At 47.9% G+C, this 15,540-nt stretch carries 15 protein-coding genes and 1 pseudogene; 5 read left to right on the plus strand and 11 right to left on the minus strand.

Going from position 1 to position 15,540, the window contains the following annotated elements:
• Nucleotides 1-193: 193 nt before the first annotated feature.
• On the minus strand, nucleotides 194-1,054 hold the full coding sequence (locus FC82_RS00835; protein ID WP_056995958.1) for a LysR family transcriptional regulator: 861 nt from the start codon (nucleotides 1,052-1,054) through the stop codon (nucleotides 194-196).
• 24 nt (nucleotides 1,055-1,078) lie between these two features.
• The gene (locus FC82_RS00840) at nucleotides 1,079-1,510 is read right to left on the minus strand and encodes a MarR family winged helix-turn-helix transcriptional regulator (RefSeq protein WP_054761672.1); all 432 of its coding nucleotides are present in this window, start codon (nucleotides 1,508-1,510) and stop codon (nucleotides 1,079-1,081) included.
• 166 nt (nucleotides 1,511-1,676) lie between these two features.
• On the opposite strand from FC82_RS00840, the gene FC82_RS00845 reads away from it, so the two are divergent.
• On the plus strand, nucleotides 1,677-2,591 hold the full coding sequence (locus FC82_RS00845) for an AEC family transporter (RefSeq protein WP_056995959.1): 915 nt from the start codon (nucleotides 1,677-1,679) through the stop codon (nucleotides 2,589-2,591).
• 266 nt (nucleotides 2,592-2,857) lie between these two features.
• On the opposite strand, the gene FC82_RS00850 is transcribed toward FC82_RS00845, so the two are convergent.
• The 4 genes from FC82_RS00850 to FC82_RS00865 form a co-directional block, all read right to left on the minus strand.
• Nucleotides 2,858-3,796, minus strand: a complete 939-nt coding sequence (locus tag FC82_RS00850; protein ID WP_054761670.1) for a DHH family phosphoesterase — start codon at nucleotides 3,794-3,796, stop codon at nucleotides 2,858-2,860.
• Nucleotides 3,797-3,809: 13 nt separating this feature from the next.
• Complete coding sequence (locus FC82_RS00855; protein ID WP_054761667.1) at nucleotides 3,810-4,655, minus strand: metallophosphoesterase family protein; 846 nt, start codon at nucleotides 4,653-4,655, stop codon at nucleotides 3,810-3,812.
• Between the two features lie 270 nt (nucleotides 4,656-4,925).
• A complete protein-coding gene (locus tag FC82_RS00860) occupies nucleotides 4,926-6,074 on the minus strand; it encodes a GGDEF domain-containing protein (RefSeq protein ID WP_056995960.1) in 1,149 nt (382 codons plus the stop codon).
• Nucleotides 6,075-6,274: 200 nt separating this feature from the next.
• The gene (locus FC82_RS00865) at nucleotides 6,275-7,072 is read right to left on the minus strand and encodes a hypothetical protein (protein ID WP_054761663.1); all 798 of its coding nucleotides are present in this window, start codon (nucleotides 7,070-7,072) and stop codon (nucleotides 6,275-6,277) included.
• Nucleotides 7,073-7,191: 119 nt separating this feature from the next.
• On the opposite strand from FC82_RS00865, the gene FC82_RS00870 reads away from it, so the two are divergent.
• Nucleotides 7,192-7,749, plus strand: a complete 558-nt coding sequence (locus FC82_RS00870; protein WP_056995961.1) for a TetR/AcrR family transcriptional regulator — start codon at nucleotides 7,192-7,194, stop codon at nucleotides 7,747-7,749.
• Nucleotides 7,750-7,842: 93 nt separating this feature from the next.
• Here the strand turns inward: FC82_RS00870 and FC82_RS00875 are convergent, their stop codons facing one another.
• Nucleotides 7,843-8,727: an aldo/keto reductase gene (locus FC82_RS00875; RefSeq protein WP_054761661.1), complete on the minus strand. Its 885-nt coding sequence runs from the start codon at nucleotides 8,725-8,727 to the stop codon at nucleotides 7,843-7,845.
• Between the two features lie 88 nt (nucleotides 8,728-8,815).
• Complete coding sequence (locus tag FC82_RS00880) at nucleotides 8,816-9,685, minus strand: aldo/keto reductase (RefSeq protein ID WP_056995962.1); 870 nt, start codon at nucleotides 9,683-9,685, stop codon at nucleotides 8,816-8,818.
• Between the two features lie 113 nt (nucleotides 9,686-9,798).
• Here FC82_RS00880 and FC82_RS00885 point away from each other — a divergent pair, with 113 nt between their 5' ends.
• Entirely contained in the window at nucleotides 9,799-10,671 is an 873-nt protein-coding gene (locus tag FC82_RS00885; protein ID WP_056995963.1) for a LysR family transcriptional regulator, read from the plus strand.
• 436 nt (nucleotides 10,672-11,107) lie between these two features.
• On the plus strand, nucleotides 11,108-11,662 hold the full coding sequence (locus FC82_RS00890) for a TetR/AcrR family transcriptional regulator (RefSeq protein WP_054761656.1): 555 nt from the start codon (nucleotides 11,108-11,110) through the stop codon (nucleotides 11,660-11,662).
• 3 nt (nucleotides 11,663-11,665) lie between these two features.
• On the opposite strand, the gene FC82_RS00895 is transcribed toward FC82_RS00890, so the two are convergent.
• Nucleotides 11,666-12,496 (minus strand): N-acyl homoserine lactonase family protein, encoded by an 831-nt coding sequence (locus FC82_RS00895; protein WP_056995964.1) that lies wholly within the window; start codon nucleotides 12,494-12,496, stop codon nucleotides 11,666-11,668.
• Between the two features lie 272 nt (nucleotides 12,497-12,768).
• Between FC82_RS00895 and FC82_RS00900 the strand changes: the two genes are divergently transcribed.
• Nucleotides 12,769-13,509, plus strand: a complete 741-nt coding sequence (locus tag FC82_RS00900) for a sulfite exporter TauE/SafE family protein (RefSeq protein ID WP_054761654.1) — start codon at nucleotides 12,769-12,771, stop codon at nucleotides 13,507-13,509.
• Nucleotides 13,510-14,033: 524 nt separating this feature from the next.
• Here the strand turns inward: FC82_RS00900 and FC82_RS00905 are convergent.
• Both FC82_RS00905 and FC82_RS00910 read right to left on the minus strand, forming a co-directional pair.
• A complete protein-coding gene (locus FC82_RS00905) occupies nucleotides 14,034-14,693 on the minus strand; it encodes a sugar O-acetyltransferase (protein ID WP_235809145.1) in 660 nt (219 codons plus the stop codon).
• Between the two features lie 233 nt (nucleotides 14,694-14,926).
• A pseudogene (locus FC82_RS00910) lies at nucleotides 14,927-15,484 on the minus strand (MIP/aquaporin family protein); the annotation flags it as partial.
• Between the last annotated feature and the right edge of the window lie 56 nt (nucleotides 15,485-15,540).

Genomic DNA, 15,540 nt, shown 5'->3' on the forward strand with positions numbered 1-15,540 from the left:
AACCGTTACAAAAACCGCTAACACAGGATTTTTTGAAAAAGAAAACCACCCTTAAATTTAGCAATTAGGTGGTTATTTTATGGATTATTGTCTAATATAATGGTCAAATCTACTGTTAAACAACAGGTTATAAGCTATACCAAAAAGGTATCTCTAGTATTTCAAACAGGTTTGGCCAATCTGCCAGTCACCCTTAATCATGAAACAGTTGAATAAACAACTTTAACAACGGACTCTTGGCGCTCGTCTTCGGCCAGATCAGTTTTACCTGAGTCCGCCAGCCGGCGTAGTTGACTGGGTGGACGGTCATGCCCATCCCGAGATATGCGACAGCAACCGACTCCGGTACCAACGCGATTCCCAGCTTGGTATTGGCTAATTGAACAGCCGTGCGCGCATCGTCGCAATAACTGGCAATGAATGGCGTAATATGTGCTTCAAAGAAGGTTTGATTAAAGATATTTCGGAAACGGCGATAGATGATCAGCGGCAGGTCGTTAAGGTCGGCAATGGCAATGTTGGCTGAGAGCCCTTTGTCGTACGTATTGGGTACCACAGCCACCATTCGCTCCTCCATCAACGCCTGCTCCGTCATACCAGTTACTGAGAACGGTGTCCGGACAATGGCGGCGTCGATTTGATGCTTTTCAAGCCAGTCGATCAATTGATACGTGTGGCCTTCGCGCACAAGCAGCTGCACATCTGGATAGTGCTGGGTCAGCTCTGCCAAACTGTTTGGTAAAACGCCCACGGCGGAAGAAATCATCCCCAGTTGCAATTTACCGGAAACGGCTGTCCCGAGAAAGCGGACTTGGTGGTCAGCCTGGTCCCGAAGCTGAATTAACTGGTCTGCGTAACTCAGCAATAAATTGCCAGCATCCGTGGGCGTCACGCCCTTGGCCCCGCGGTTCAATAATTGCACACCCAATTCCGCCTCAAGGTTAGCAATCTGCCTGCTTAACGGAGGTTGCGCCATATGTAATTGAATTGCCGCCTCAGTAAAACTGCCCGTTTGAACGATGGTTCTGAAATAAACTAGTTGTCGAAATTCCATGTCCGTCCCCTGCTTTCTGCGGCATCATCGTTGCTGTGAAATAATCACCTGGTACAGTTTTTCCATGTCGGCTTGGGTTTTATCCGGGTCGTCAATATCAGCTGCCGCAAACAAATTCTGCCACCACTTGGACAAAACTTTTTGCAGTCCTTGAACCGTTTTCTGACCTGTTGGTGTCAGGTCGATTACTCGTCGGCGAGCATCGGCCGGGTCCACCTGCTGAGTCACCTGCCCCTTCTCTTCTAAGCTGCGCATGTGCCGGGTGACGATACCGGAATCCAGGACCATTTTGGACGCCACGTCACGCTGGCTGATCCCGGCATTATCATGAATAAACAATAAAATATCGCCCTCAGTTGGGCCGACACCAAACTGTGCAAATTGAGAATTGATTTCTAATTTAGACTGTCGGTACACACCGGCTATGTATTTACTTGCAAAATATAACGGAGCCATGTTCTCACGCCTTTCATCTTGACATTGTCAGTATAGCACACCTACAATGAAGCTATATTCACTGACAAGTCAGCTAGTTTACATTATCTGACATGTCAGTCATGCATCACCTATAAGGGTATCTTGGGTTGCCAAGATGCGCAACTGTTTCAAAGGGAGCACCAAAATGAACATTTCCATATTACTCACGCAGATTGGCATCATTGCCGCACTGATTATTACCGGCATCGCCATCAAGCGTGAGGGCTTTCTCAGCGGCTTTAACGTGTCGAACCTCACGAACATCCTGCTGTATGTCGTTTCCCCGTGTCTGATCATCAACTCGTTTGAAATGCCGTTCTCGACAAAGTATCTCAATGAACTACTGATGATCGTCATTGCGCTGGTCGTCTTCTACGTCATTGAGATCACTGTCACCGATGTTTTGTTCCATCGCGTAACCAGCCCAAAAACGCAGCGGGTCCTCAAATTTGCCAGCATTTACTCCAACGCCGGCTTCATGGGACTGCCACTGGTTCAAGCACTTTTCGGCAGCAAAGGCGTTTTCTTCGCTTCGGTGTCACTCGCCATCTACAACATCTTCAACTGGACCCACGGCATCAGCCTGTTTCAAAAACAGGCCAACCGCCGCGACACACTGATGAAACTGGTCAAGAATCCGAACTTGTGGGCCGTCGTTGTTGGGCTCATGATCTTCATCGGTAACCTTACTTTACCGCAGCCGGTCAACGAATTCTTGAAGGATATCAGTGCTATCAACACCCCGCTGGCCATGTTTGTTGTTGGTGCCAGCCTGATCGAGGTGCGCTTCAGCAAACAAACACTCAACGCGTCTTTGTGGCTCTCGCTGGCGTTGCGCAACCTCTTTTTTCCGGTGGTGATGATTATCTTGCTCAAATTGCTGGGTGTAACTGGAATTGGTGCTTTGGCGACGATTCTCATGGCCGCCTGTCCCACTGCCAGCCTGATCGTGCTTTTTTCCGTTCAGTACAAGTCGGACACCGCGCAGGCAATTCCATTGTTTGGCATTTCGACGCTGGGCTGTTTGATCACCCTGCCGTTAATCTATGCACTGATTTAAACCATTTCGCCTTTTAAAATGGCTAGTAAAATAAAGTGAGACAAGCAGTATTTTTGCCTCCAGAATATAAGTGCCCCTAGCTGATAATCCCGAACTCGGATCACTCTAGCTAGGGGCACTTATATGGCCTGGATTCTTTCCAGCCAACCAAGCAGAAACGAGTTCCACAAACCAAAGACTTGCACAGAAACGGACTATGTTACAAAATCCAAGCCGGATTTTCTAACATAGTCCGTTTCTGCTCCAGTCCATAACCGCTCTCTTTGTTATGCTTGTCTGTTCAGCTCATTTAAATCAGCCAACAACGCGTCAACCGTTGCCCGGTCCTTAACGTAGGCCCCGCTGGCAAGCGGATGGCCGCCACCGCCGTACTTGCGTGCAATTGGTTCGATGGAAACGGTTTTGGAACGGAAGTTGACACGAAAGCGGCCATCGGGTTGTTCACTGATGACGACCCAGTCGCTAACGGTTGAAATTTGGCCGATCAGCGGCACAACGTTATCGAGGTCACCCTTTTTCAAGTTAAACTGTTTCAGGGTTGGACGATCTAAAATGACGTAACCCAAACCGGTATCCGTCAGTTTAAAATTAGTGAGAATAAAGGCCTCTAGTCGCGCTGTTTGCGGGGTGATTTCATAGTCGTGATGGCTGATTTTCGACACGTTGATGCCCGTCCGTGCCAGGGCAGTTGCTGTCGCTAATGTGTCGGCAGTCGTGCTGTCATACAGGAACCGGTTCGTATCGCCCACAATTCCCGCATACAACGCAGCAGCCGATCTTTTTGATAATTTTAATGCCGGAATGTGCAGGGTCAATTTATAAATTAGTTCCGCACAACTCGCTGACTGATCATCCACCCAAACGATGTCGCCGAAGTGCTCTACATCGGGATGGTGGTCGATCTTGATCAGTTGCTTAGCTTGCTGATACGCCGGTGACCCATCCAAGCGTGGTGTGTTGGCGGTGTCCACAACAATGACGAGGGCATTCTGGTAGACGTCATCGTTCACTGGCGTCATTTCACCGATCCAAGTGAGGCCAGCCTGCGTCACCCCAGGCGTGTACACTGTCTTGTCCGGGTATGCTTCCCTAATTATTGTTGCTAGCCCCGTCTGCGATCCGATTGCGTCCGGATCCGGATTTTGATGCCGAAGGATAACAATCGTTGCTGCCTGTGCAATTGCGTTGCCAATTTCTGTAAACATCCCAACACCCCTTTTAAAGTCGTTTCAAAAATGCTTTGACTGTCTCCCGATAGTCGTTTTCATCATTAATTTTTCCGAGGACCTCGGCATTGTGCGTCGATGCGTTGCCGGTCTCCAATAGCTTCTTGTAAATGCTAACATACGGAAAATGGCGGTCCTTCGCGATTTGAATCTCAGTTTCCCACGAAAACGGCACCCGCCGAAAGTCAACGTCCGTAACCTTGCCATCCGCCAGCGTCAGCAACAGATAACTGGCATCACGGTTCGCCAGAAACTTAGGACGCGTGAACCAGCTTTGACCCACAGAACCTGGATTGAGCACCATCTGTTCAGTTGAGGTGTACCGCCACAACGGCGTGTGAGTGTGCGCATAGATTGCAATATCCACATCACTATCCGGAACGACGTCATCAAAGTTCTCTTGCGCTTCCACTGGGAAAAGCGTGTGACCACGGTTGATGGTCGGCAGATTATGCGTCAGTGAGATGGTCAGCCCATCGATGTCCTTTCGCCCAATCATGGGCAGGCTGTGCAGTTGTTTATCACGCTCCGGGCCGAACCGGTCGTAATCATAGGCCACCAGCATGGCATAGTAAATATGGGTCGGTTCATCCAAGTTTATTTTCTTAGTGCTCGTAAACATATTGTAAGCCGACTCCCAGTTGCCCTTCAGGTACTGGGTCGTGTTGACCTCGCTGAGCATCTGATAACAGTCCTCGGACGACGGCCCGCCAAAGGCAATGTCGCCCAGCGACCAAACTTCGTCAGCGTTAAATTTTTCAGCATCCTCTAACACCGCGCGCATGGCAGTTCCGTTACCATGGCTATCGGCGAGGACGGCAATTGTGTGTGTTGTCATTAGGATCTTCCTTGCTAAATAGAATTCTTCTCCATTGTAAGCTATTTCGTTGGTTTGTGCTTTGCATACGCAAAAATCGTTGAGAATATGCTCAAAACAAACCGGGTTTAGCAATAAATGGGGCTGCGGTCCTGGACAGTGAGGATCAACCACACCCTTTAAGTTTTTTGACCAGAAAAAGCCCCGTTTAGAAAGTCCAGAGTGACTTTTTAAACGGGGCTTCAGCAGCCAAGACACAATCGCGCTGTTGTGACACATAACCGACCACATTCATTGATTGATTTGTGCGGTTACCCGGTTGCGCCCATGGGCCTTTGAGTGATAGAGCAATTCATCCGCACGCTGGTAGAAATCGGTAGCTTTGCGATCTTGAGGGCCCAGTTGTGCAACGCCCACCGAAACCGTTATTGACATCTTCTGGTTGCCATACCGAATGACCAATTTAGATAATCGCTCCTGCATCCCCTGCGCAAACTGGGTGGCTTGCTGAAGCTGCACATGCGGCAGTAGGAGATTGAATTCTTCCCCGCCAACTCGAAACGGAAGTGCATCCGGAAATGGTTTGACCTCATCATTCAAAAATTGTCCCAGTTCACGTAATATCTGGTCACCCGCCAAGTGACCGTACTGATCGTTGAACCGTTTAAAATGGTCAACATCGAGTGAAATGAGGTTCAAGGTATCGTCGGTATTGTAATAGTCATTGTAATCCGCCTGAAGTTCAGTCCGAAAAGTGCCAAAATTTGGAATCTGGGTCAGGTCATCAATTGCAGCTTCATCTGTAATGCTCCAAATATATGAATTGTCCTCATTTAATTGATTCTGCGTATAAATCAGGCAAGCATTCATTATGATAAATGCAAAACAGTTGTAGAACAGCACGTGCAGACTAAAAGCTGGGACACCAGTTGTTTTGATAAAAAACAGCAATGTCCATGTCAGAATATCTAATAAGTCTAACGCCACGATCAATAGCCAGACGTGTGCGTACAACCGCTGCACCAGCATCGTGAGTAACACGATCACTCCGGCGATAATCACCGTTCCAATACAGCTGTCAATGCCATATTGCTGGGGATTTAAGAACACCAGCTGCGCCCCAATGGTGCCAATGTTGACCCATATTAGGCCGCGAACACCAAGATATAACAACACGTAAAACGTGATGAGTATCCCAAAGTTCAAAAACGCCAGTGGATTGCCTGTCAGTCCGATCCGGTACTGCAGGTAAATACTAACCAGCATCCAATAAATCACACTATATACAAACAAGCGTCCCTGTTTAAAATTGACTTTGATGTCGTCATGTTGCGTCAAGCGGGCGACCGTTTTACCTAACGTTTGGTAAAACAAAAGTAACCCCAGTACCATAAACACACCCGTAAAAAGTGGTTGAACCAGCCAAGTTGTTTCTGTCATCTCGTATGTCCTCTATGATTAATCGAAAACCTCATCTCTGACCTACTAAGCTTGTCCTCCAAATATGTATACATTGGGCCAGCAGGCGTGAACGTCAGCATCCGCCCATCTGCTGGTACCAATGTCTATTATACTAAATAATAGTTGAAATCGTCATATAAATAAACACAATTTCATAATATGTTGATTATTATCGTTAATCACCAAATCGTACGTTTACCGTTTGGCATTGTTTTTGGCTTTTCAGGCAGTTGTTTGAGCACCCAGAACGCCCGGAATGAAAAGAAGATGGCCACGATGCCGACCACATAGAACCAAGGGTTGTTCTGGAAACTGAAGTAATCACTGATACTGGCCCACATGTTAGTCAGCAAAAACGAGTTGATTGTCCCAATACAGATGACAATGGCCAGACCCCACGAAGCGCCCAACCGCGTACCGCGTTTTTCCCAGTACAGACCGGGCATGATTCCCATCAAAATGTTGGTAAAAATGTACCACTTCAGCATGGCCGGATCGTTCATGAAGACCCGGAACAGGTTGACCGTTGGCACCATTACCAGTAACCAGCCAAGGACCTTCCACCAGGCTTGGGCCACCGTGACGCTGGGTCCCCAGATATCATCGCGCTCGACGTAGATACAAAGGACCAGGTTATAAACCTCAAACAGCGTCCAAACAACTTCGGCAATTGAAGCCGCCGTAAAGATCCAAAAACCGCCAGTCGCGTGGGATGCCAATGCGAACACGAAAATGCCCATACTGTCAATGGCAAAGTAGAACGTGTGCATGAGCACATTATATGGCGATTTTCTTTCCCGATTCACCAGAATAAAACTGTAGATGTATTCAATAAACCCAATCGCAAAGGTCAATCCTGCAACCGCTAAAGCTGCGATGTAATGGGGATTGCTGGAACTAAGCGATGTGACAAAATCATTAATGCTGTACGTTGTGCCGTTATAAGTGGTAAAAATGCTGTGAAGTATGGACCACATACGAAGACCCCCTAATAGTAATTTGGTTGATTGTCTATTATTATAGAGGGTGATAACAAGTGTTTAGCGCCAATTATTCAAAATGTGAGCATTATCTTTTCAACCTGGGAGGCGGTCATATGGACCAGCGGATCATTAAAACGAAAACGAAATTGCGCGGCGCCCTCTTCACCCTGCTGGCGGAAAAACCGCTCGCCAAAATTACCGTGGCGGAGCTGTGCCGCACCGCTCAGATCGACCGGCGTACCTTCTACATTCACTATGATAAAGTCGCCGATATCTTCGAAGACTTTTCTGATCAACTGTTCGAAGAAGTCGACCACGCTTTGACGCACAATTATGATACCCCCGAAGCACTATTGGCCGTCTTCGACCGAATTCTCATGGCTAATTTTACCGGTTTTAAACTACTTTGTTTAAACCAGCAGCACCGGCCCTTAGTCGACCAGTTGCAGCAAATGCTGTTCCACGCGTTATGCGGTGAACTGCTGGGAAATAAACAGGATGGCCCCGCCCAGATTGTTCTGCAGCAGCTGGCCGCCGGACTGTTAAATTCGTATGTGTACTGGTTCAACCATCCCGAAAATGTTTCCTACGAGGAACTGAGTACCACTAATGAGCGGGTAGTTCGGGCGAATCTTGCGCTGTTGCCGCGTTTTGGTAACCAAAGGCAGTAATTTGTTGGGTGCTAAACGTGCAGCAAGTTGCTGCTTTCGGCCATATTCTGGGAACAGAACCGTCTTTTTGGACACTCTTTTTGCTGTGATCAGTTATCGATTTGATTTTTGTGAATCTTTTTGGGCAACATTGTCGAAACGCACTCCAGAAAGCAGCATATCACCCACACCTGGTGCGTCAGGATCATGCATTCCCTTACCTGTATCCAAAGTTCGAATTTGGGCCACTTCGTCCGCAGTCAGTTCAAAGTCAAAAATATCCAGATTGCTCTTGATACGTGCTTCGTGCACGGACTTTGGAAAGACGATGATACCTTCTTGGTTTTCAAAACGCAGAATGATTTGTCCCACGTTTTTGTTGTACTTTTCTGCCAGCCCATTGAGAATCGGTTCCTTGAACAGGTCCTGGTTGCCTTGCCCTAGCGGTGCCCAGGCTTCCAGCTTAACATCGTTTTTCGCTAAAATCTGGCGAAGTGCAGTCTGCTGGAAGTACGGGTTGAATTCAACTTGGTTAACGGATGGCAACGTGTCAAACTGCGGCACGAATTGTTGCCAGATTTTTGGCGTCATGTTAGAAACGCCGATCGACTTGATCTTCCCGGCTTGCTTTGCCGCTTCCATTGCACGCCAGGCACCGGGTACGTCACCATACGGCTGGTGGATCAGGTAGAGGTCAACGTAGTCCAGGCCCAGTTTCTTCAGGGAAAGATCAATGGCTTTCTTAGCGGGTTCTTCCCCGTAGTCCTGCAGCCAAAGCTTGCTTGTGACCCAGATTTCATCACGTGGAATGCCGCTGTCACGAACCGCTTGTCCAACTTCGCCTTCATTGAAGTAGGCCACCGCAGTATCAATGTGACGATACCCTAACTTTAAAGCAGCCGAAACTGCCTTGTAAGTTGACCCGTCGCTGGGAATCTGAAACGTCCCAAAGCCAATTGCTGGAATCTTGTTGCCGTCGTTTAATGTGAATGTTTGCATATGATTGTCTCCTTTTTTAATGTAAAATGATTTGTTTGCAGCTAACTGTCGCTATGTTGCACTGATAATTGACCACCATCAGCCAAAGCTAGTCGTGCAGCTGTGCCAAACTTGACCCAAAGATCTGTTCAATGGTAACCGGATCTCGGTGGTCAAAGAATTGACTTTCGCCCTTATCAAGACCGTTGATTGTGGCCACGTCAGCATCGGTGAGTTCAAAGTCAAAAACGTCAATATTTTCAGCCATCCGTTCCTTGTGAACAGACTTAGGAATAACGGTGATGCCGCGTTGCAGCAACCAACGCAGAATGACTTGACCGTTAGTCTTCCCATACTTGGCGGCGATGGCGCCGATCGTCTCATCCGTAAAGATACCGTGCTTACCCTCAGCAAATGGTGCCCAGGCTTCTACGCGAACGCCTTCGCCCTGATTAAAAGCCACTTCTTGTGATTGTTGATACCAGGGATTCACTTCGATCTGGTTGACAACCGGTTGGGCCGTCATCGTCATTTCGAGGTTCTTCAACTGATCAGCGTAAAAGTTCGAAACTCCAATGGCGCGAATCTTGCCGGCCTGCTGAGCTTCTTCCAGTGCCCGCCAAGCGCCCATCGTGTCGCCGTATGGTTGGTGCAACAGGTACAGGTCCATGTAGTCAAGACTTAATCGTTCAAGGGAGGCATCGATGCCCTTTTTTGCGCGGTCATACGTGAAGTCTGAGACCCACAGTTTGGAAGTCAAGAAGACGTCCTCGCGTTTGACGCTGCTGTTACGAATGGCCTTGCCAACGGCTTCCTCATTTTGGTAGGCGACAGCTGTGTCGATCAGCCGGTAGCCCGTGTCTAAAGCATCGCTCACAGCCGTTTCAGCTTGGCTTAGATCCGGCACTTGGAACACACCAAAGCCAAGTTGCGGCATTTCAACACCATTGTTTAATTTAATTGTAGGAACGTTTGTCATTGTAATGACCTCCATATCTTAGTTGTTGAAACCATGATAAGACCGAACCAGACGTTTGAAAATTACTAGTATCGCATGGTAGTATACGATTAACGTATACTGGAGGTGGATCAATGGTCGATAACTATTTATTAGAAGAACTCGTCACCTTCGCGCAAACAGGCACCCTGGCCCAGACCGCGAAACGATTAAACGTCACGCAACCCACCGTCACGCGGGGCATGCAAAAGTTGGAGGACGACTTGGGGGTCGCGCTGTTTGAACGCCAACCCAACCGAATCATTTTAACGACCACCGGTGAGTTGGCCGCCAAGGAAGCAGCAGCCTTGCTGACGCAACAGGAAGCCTTCGTCACAAAAGTGCGCAACTTCGACCAGCAGCAGCGCGTTTTGTCGATCGGGGCAACGATTCCCGGACCGCTCTTAATGCTCACAGCATTGGCGCGCCAATTGCCGCCGACAGCTGCGGTGGATCAGGGCTTGCAGGCAGATGATCAGGTCAGTGCGCTGTTAAACAGCGATACATTTTCCATCCTCTTTACGAATCAGGAACTACTGACCGACACGATTGAATCGCAGTTTATCGGCAATGAAAATCTTGCCGTCAATCTTGACCAATTTATGTATCACGCCAACCAGACTAAAATCAGTTTTGCCGAGTTGAAAGGCCTCAGTTTTTTAGTCATGAGTGATATCGGACCGTGGCGAGACATTATTCAAAAGGAAATTCCTGACGCCACCTTTATGTACCAGACAGAAATCGCGGCCATGCAGCAATTAACGGCCTACGCTAACTTCCCCTACTTCACCACAAATCTTTCAGCAATGGATCCAACCTTTGCGGATCGGTTAGCGAAGGATGACCGGGTTAACTTGCCGATTACTGATGGCAGCGCACATATGCCGGTATATGTCAGCTATTTGAAATCAGCAAAGCCCCGTGTAAACACAATAATACAGCTTATGGCAGAGCATTGGCCCAAGTAGCGGGTGATGAATGGCGGCACCGTACATAACAGGCAGTTGTCAAAATCGCAACACTAACAGAAAGCATTGAACACGTTTTATTAGGAGTCGCATATGGTGGCACAATGGAAATGCCAACGAAATGGCTGACGTCCCTGGAATCAGAGCACGTTACTGGACCCAATGTTGCCAAGTTCAGACCCGCCCATTTTAGATAAACCGCGCGAGCTGGCGACGGGCAGGTCACAGATGATACGGATACGCATTAATGTACCGCAAGTCGCCGTTCAGCAATTCAGACAAGCCGATCCTGTGATTGATTTTCTTCAGTTGACCGTTGACTTAACAATTTTGGTGCCGGAAAGTGCGTCCTGACAACACAAAAAAGCCCCAAAAGCTTATCCTTCCGGGACCATGGCAGAGATGCTCACTATCGTTTTAATAAGGAGATGATTCGGTGACTGACGATCTACGCGTCATTAAAACCAATCGTGACATTAAACGGGCCTTCATCCGCCTGTTGCAAACCACAGGCTTCAACAAAATTACCGTTCAGGACATCTGCAGCGAAGCGCTCATCGGCCGCAGTACCTTTTACCACCACTACGTCGACAAGTATGCCCTGCTGCAACGACTGGTCAACCAATTGGAGACCGACTTCGAACACTTGTTACATAACCGGCTCCATCAGGTTTCTTCAGACTCGCTGCTCACTTTTCTTTATCAATCGCTCAATCAACGGAAAATGGAATTTTTGACGCTGATTGCGATTCAAGTCGATGACATCAACCTGGAAAAAGGGTTGACGTCCATCATTAGCCGGAATTTGCTCACGTATCTGGCGACCCAGAATACATTGACGCTTCCCGTCTCAGCAGAATTTCTCGCAACCCTCTACGCTAATAACGTGCTGACCGGTATCAAATGGGCGCTGGCGCACGATAATCCGGATGAGGTCGCCGAATTCATGAACGGCATCATGCAAGATCTGACCACAAAATATATCCGCTAACAGTTAATACGGCAGTTCGATCACGTGCTGTTCCGTGTGGGTATCGTGGTTGGCTAAGGCTTCCACACAGTTTGGATCATGGGCCATTTCGTGGACCCAGCCTAACGATGTGAGGGCCTTTTTTCTGTCAGTACAGATACCAGGTGTCAGCATTTTTTCCCAGGATTCACTCGCGTAACCGGTATCGGCAGCAAGCAGTACGTACCGGCCGTCTGCCCCCTTCACCAGCGTTGATGACATTCCAGAGGCGTGCCCCGGTGTCGCAACCTGCAGCACGCTGCCATCACCGAAGAGGTCCAACGCTTCGTCAAAGGGTCCAACGTTCAGGTGGTCATAGTCATATGTCGCCACGTCGACGCCCCGCCATTCACGTGGGAGATAAACCATCGGAATTTTGTTTGCAACGTGCCATTCACGTGAAGAAACCAGAATCTGCTTGGCATCTTTAACCAGTGGCAACCCGCTGGCATGGTCACAGTGCAGGTGACTCATGAGCACATAGTCGATGTCGCTCGTCTTGTAGCCGAGAGCTGCCAAACGTTCGTCGACGGCCCACCCTGCTGGCAGGTAACCTGTGTTGACCTGGACTTGAAGCCCCAACTCCTGCCAGTTGCTTGTTCGAATGCGTTTATTCCAGCCGGTATCAATCAGAATCAAGCCCTTTGGATGTTCAATCAGATAACTTGAAACTGGTAACGTCACCTGGTTGGCTTCACTGCGGAACAGACCTGTGAAGGCTAACGGATTTCTGAACTGGCCGTGAAACGGCAGTGCCTTATCAACTTTAACTAAACCAGTGTGCATCACGTGAATTTTGATCATTTCGTTTGTCATAAGAATCATCCCTTTTTGATTTGATGGCCTTAGTATAGGGCTGAAAATGATTGGCGCATAGCATCAATATGGCACTTGATGTAGCATATCTTACACAGTGTCTTATCACTGTGTCGTAACTGGAAAATCCATTCAAGCTATGGGTTATTTTTGCAAAACTTGTCATTTCCGGCATAAAAGATTATGATAATCACTATTCAAACATCGAAAAAATATTGGTATGTGCAGGCGTAACCAAAAACAACAGTGCCGTTGACGTGAAAGGAGAAATCATGTTAACAACACTGTTTTTGATTGGAATGAGTTTGATTGCAGGAATCTTGACCGGTATCGTTGGGATGGCGTCACTAACGCTGTACCCCGTGTTGATCTCGGTTGGCGTGCCACCAATCACCGCCAACGCAACGATCACCGTGGCCCAGGTCGGCGCCGGCCTGGGTGCCCTGCTGTCCTCACTAAAAGAGCTGCACAACCACTGGAAACAGGCAATCCAAATCGCGGTTTTAAACACGGTCGGCGGTGTGCTTGGCGCGCTCCTCTTGATACACAGTTCAAACGCCGCTTTCAAAAAAATTGTACCGTTCTTCATTCTGCTGGCAGGCATTATGATTCTGACGCCGAAGCGAAAAAGCCAACACCGTGCGACAATGATTCTAAACATCCTTAACTGGATCGGCATTTTTCTGGTCGGCATCTATAACGGTTATTTCGGTGCTGCCTCCGGATTGCTCATGATTGCCATTTTGTCACGGGTGGTCAACGAAAAATACGCCACCTATAACGCCATGCGAAACTTTGCGTCATTTTCAAATAACATCGTTGCTGCCAGTATGTTTATTGCAACATTGTCCATCGATTGGGCAGTCATTATCCCACTGCTTTGCGGTCTCTTTGTGGGCGGACTGATTGGCCCGGCCATTGTGCGGGTGATTCCGGCAAGGGTGATCAAAACCGCAGTTGGCGTGTTTGCGCTAGTACTGGCTGTGGTTTTGGGTTGGACCAGCTATCGATAAGGGTTAAAAGCCGACATCAACACACTAAAAAATAGCCCCAGCAAAGGCGGTATCTCACATTCTGAGATGGTGCCTTGCTGGTGCTATTTTTTTTGGTGTTGCATCACTGAGCCGAGAAATAATTCGGAAATGAGTGACCTGTCGAACCCATTTATCTGAATATTGATATTTCCGCACAGGCTGTCTGGTATTTGTGCCATCATATTGCTCATTAATGCTGGTCATCCAAACTAGAAACACCTACGCCACGTGCATCAGCACTAGGTGAGTCATGCAAAAATAGTTTATGGCTAAGGTACAGTGCAGCGTGACAGTTTACGCCCTCATCTTTACCTGTAAAGAAGAAAATAGCCTCCCGTTTTATGGCAGACGCTTTCACTTTTCGTTTCGCATGAATAAGTGCTGTACTGGTATTTTTTACAACTCAGGGGCAACCAAAAGTAAAACAGCGTTCAAAAGTACACCAAATCCACAAAGGGGAAAACGCTTTTGGCATTTCCTTCGAAATAATTGAGGTCTGCCTACTACCGGTGGAAGCTCGCCCCACTAGCCACTTTATCCAGATATTCCTGGGTCACACGCCGTTGTTTTGAATAAAACTGCTTGTCATGCTCGTCAAACTGCCGGACGACCTTTGCCGGGTTCCCATAGGCTAGTGAATTGGCGGGTATCGACTTGGTAACAACAGCCCCTGCACCGATCACCGAATTATCGCCAATCGTCACACCGGGACAAATGGTCACGCTGCCGCCGATCCAGACGTTGTTGCCAATTTTAACTGGAAAAGCATATTCCGCTCCCGTTCGTAATCGCAACTCTGGATCAAGCGCGTGGCCAGCAGTGTAAATGCTGACGTTGGGTGCAACGAGCACGTCGTTGCCGAATTCGATTGGCGCCGTGTCCAGCAACATCAGGTTAGTGTTCGCGAAGAAATTATCGCCGAGGGTCACATTGAACCCGTAATCTAAGTGAAACGGTAATTCAATGAAATAGTTTTCGCCAACGGACCCCAGTAACGCTTTAAGGAGTCGCTTGCGTTCGTCTAAGTCGCGATAATTCAAATTATTATATTTGTACAGGATATCGCGAGCCTTCAGCCGCATTTCAAACAGTTCCGGCGTTTGATGGTACAATTCGCCGTTCATCATTCGATCGTATTGAATCTGATTGTCCGTATTTTCCAAAAAGTCACCTCATCGTAATTTATCAGTATAAATATTATACAACATAATTTGTCTGATAAGTTTACGATAGGATAACAATTTATGCAAAGTAAAAGAGAAGCGCAATGTGCACTTCTCTTTTTGTGAGTCGAAATTTACAGTAAGCAAGAATAGTATCATTTTCGCTGGCTTGGTAATCAAGCATAAACAAGCGAAACAGTCTTGTGGCCCACTCTCCTCGAGTTGCGTGTGGTCTATAGTCCCAGATAGAACTTCGCGAACACAACTGCCAAAGCAGCCCCAAAGAATGGTGCAATTCCAGGAACAATCAGCCCATATTGCCAATCAGCGTTAGCCTTGTTCTTGATAGGCAAAAGCGCAAAGGCAATCCGCGGCCCCAAGTCTCGAGCTTGGTTCATGGCGAACCCAGTAGGACCCCCAAGACCCATACCGATGGCCCAAACTAACAGACCGATACCAATTGGCATAACGCCTGGCGTTTTGATGGTCACGATAACCAAAATACCGCTAATGAAGATGAAGGTATCAAATAATTCGACGAAGAAGTTCCGCGGCAGATTCCGTACCCCAGGTGCAGTTGAAAAAATGTTACGAATTGTGACCGGGTCGATCTTGTCGTAAGAATGTTTGAACTGATCAGCGTACATAATGTACACGATCACAGCGCCAATCACCCCACCAATCATTTCAAAAATCGAAATTTCAATAAAACTGATAAACGTGATGTTGCCAAGCAAAAATTGTGCCAGCGCCATGGCTGGATTCAAACAAATGGTGGGAAAAATAAATAATCCCGGAATGTCAACTCAAGTGCAACAACCATGGAGCCAGGCCGTGAGCTAGCTTG

The sequence above is a fragment of the Secundilactobacillus collinoides DSM 20515 = JCM 1123 genome (genome assembly GCF_001435975.1).
In the GTDB taxonomy this organism is placed as follows: domain Bacteria; phylum Bacillota; class Bacilli; order Lactobacillales; family Lactobacillaceae; genus Secundilactobacillus; species Secundilactobacillus collinoides.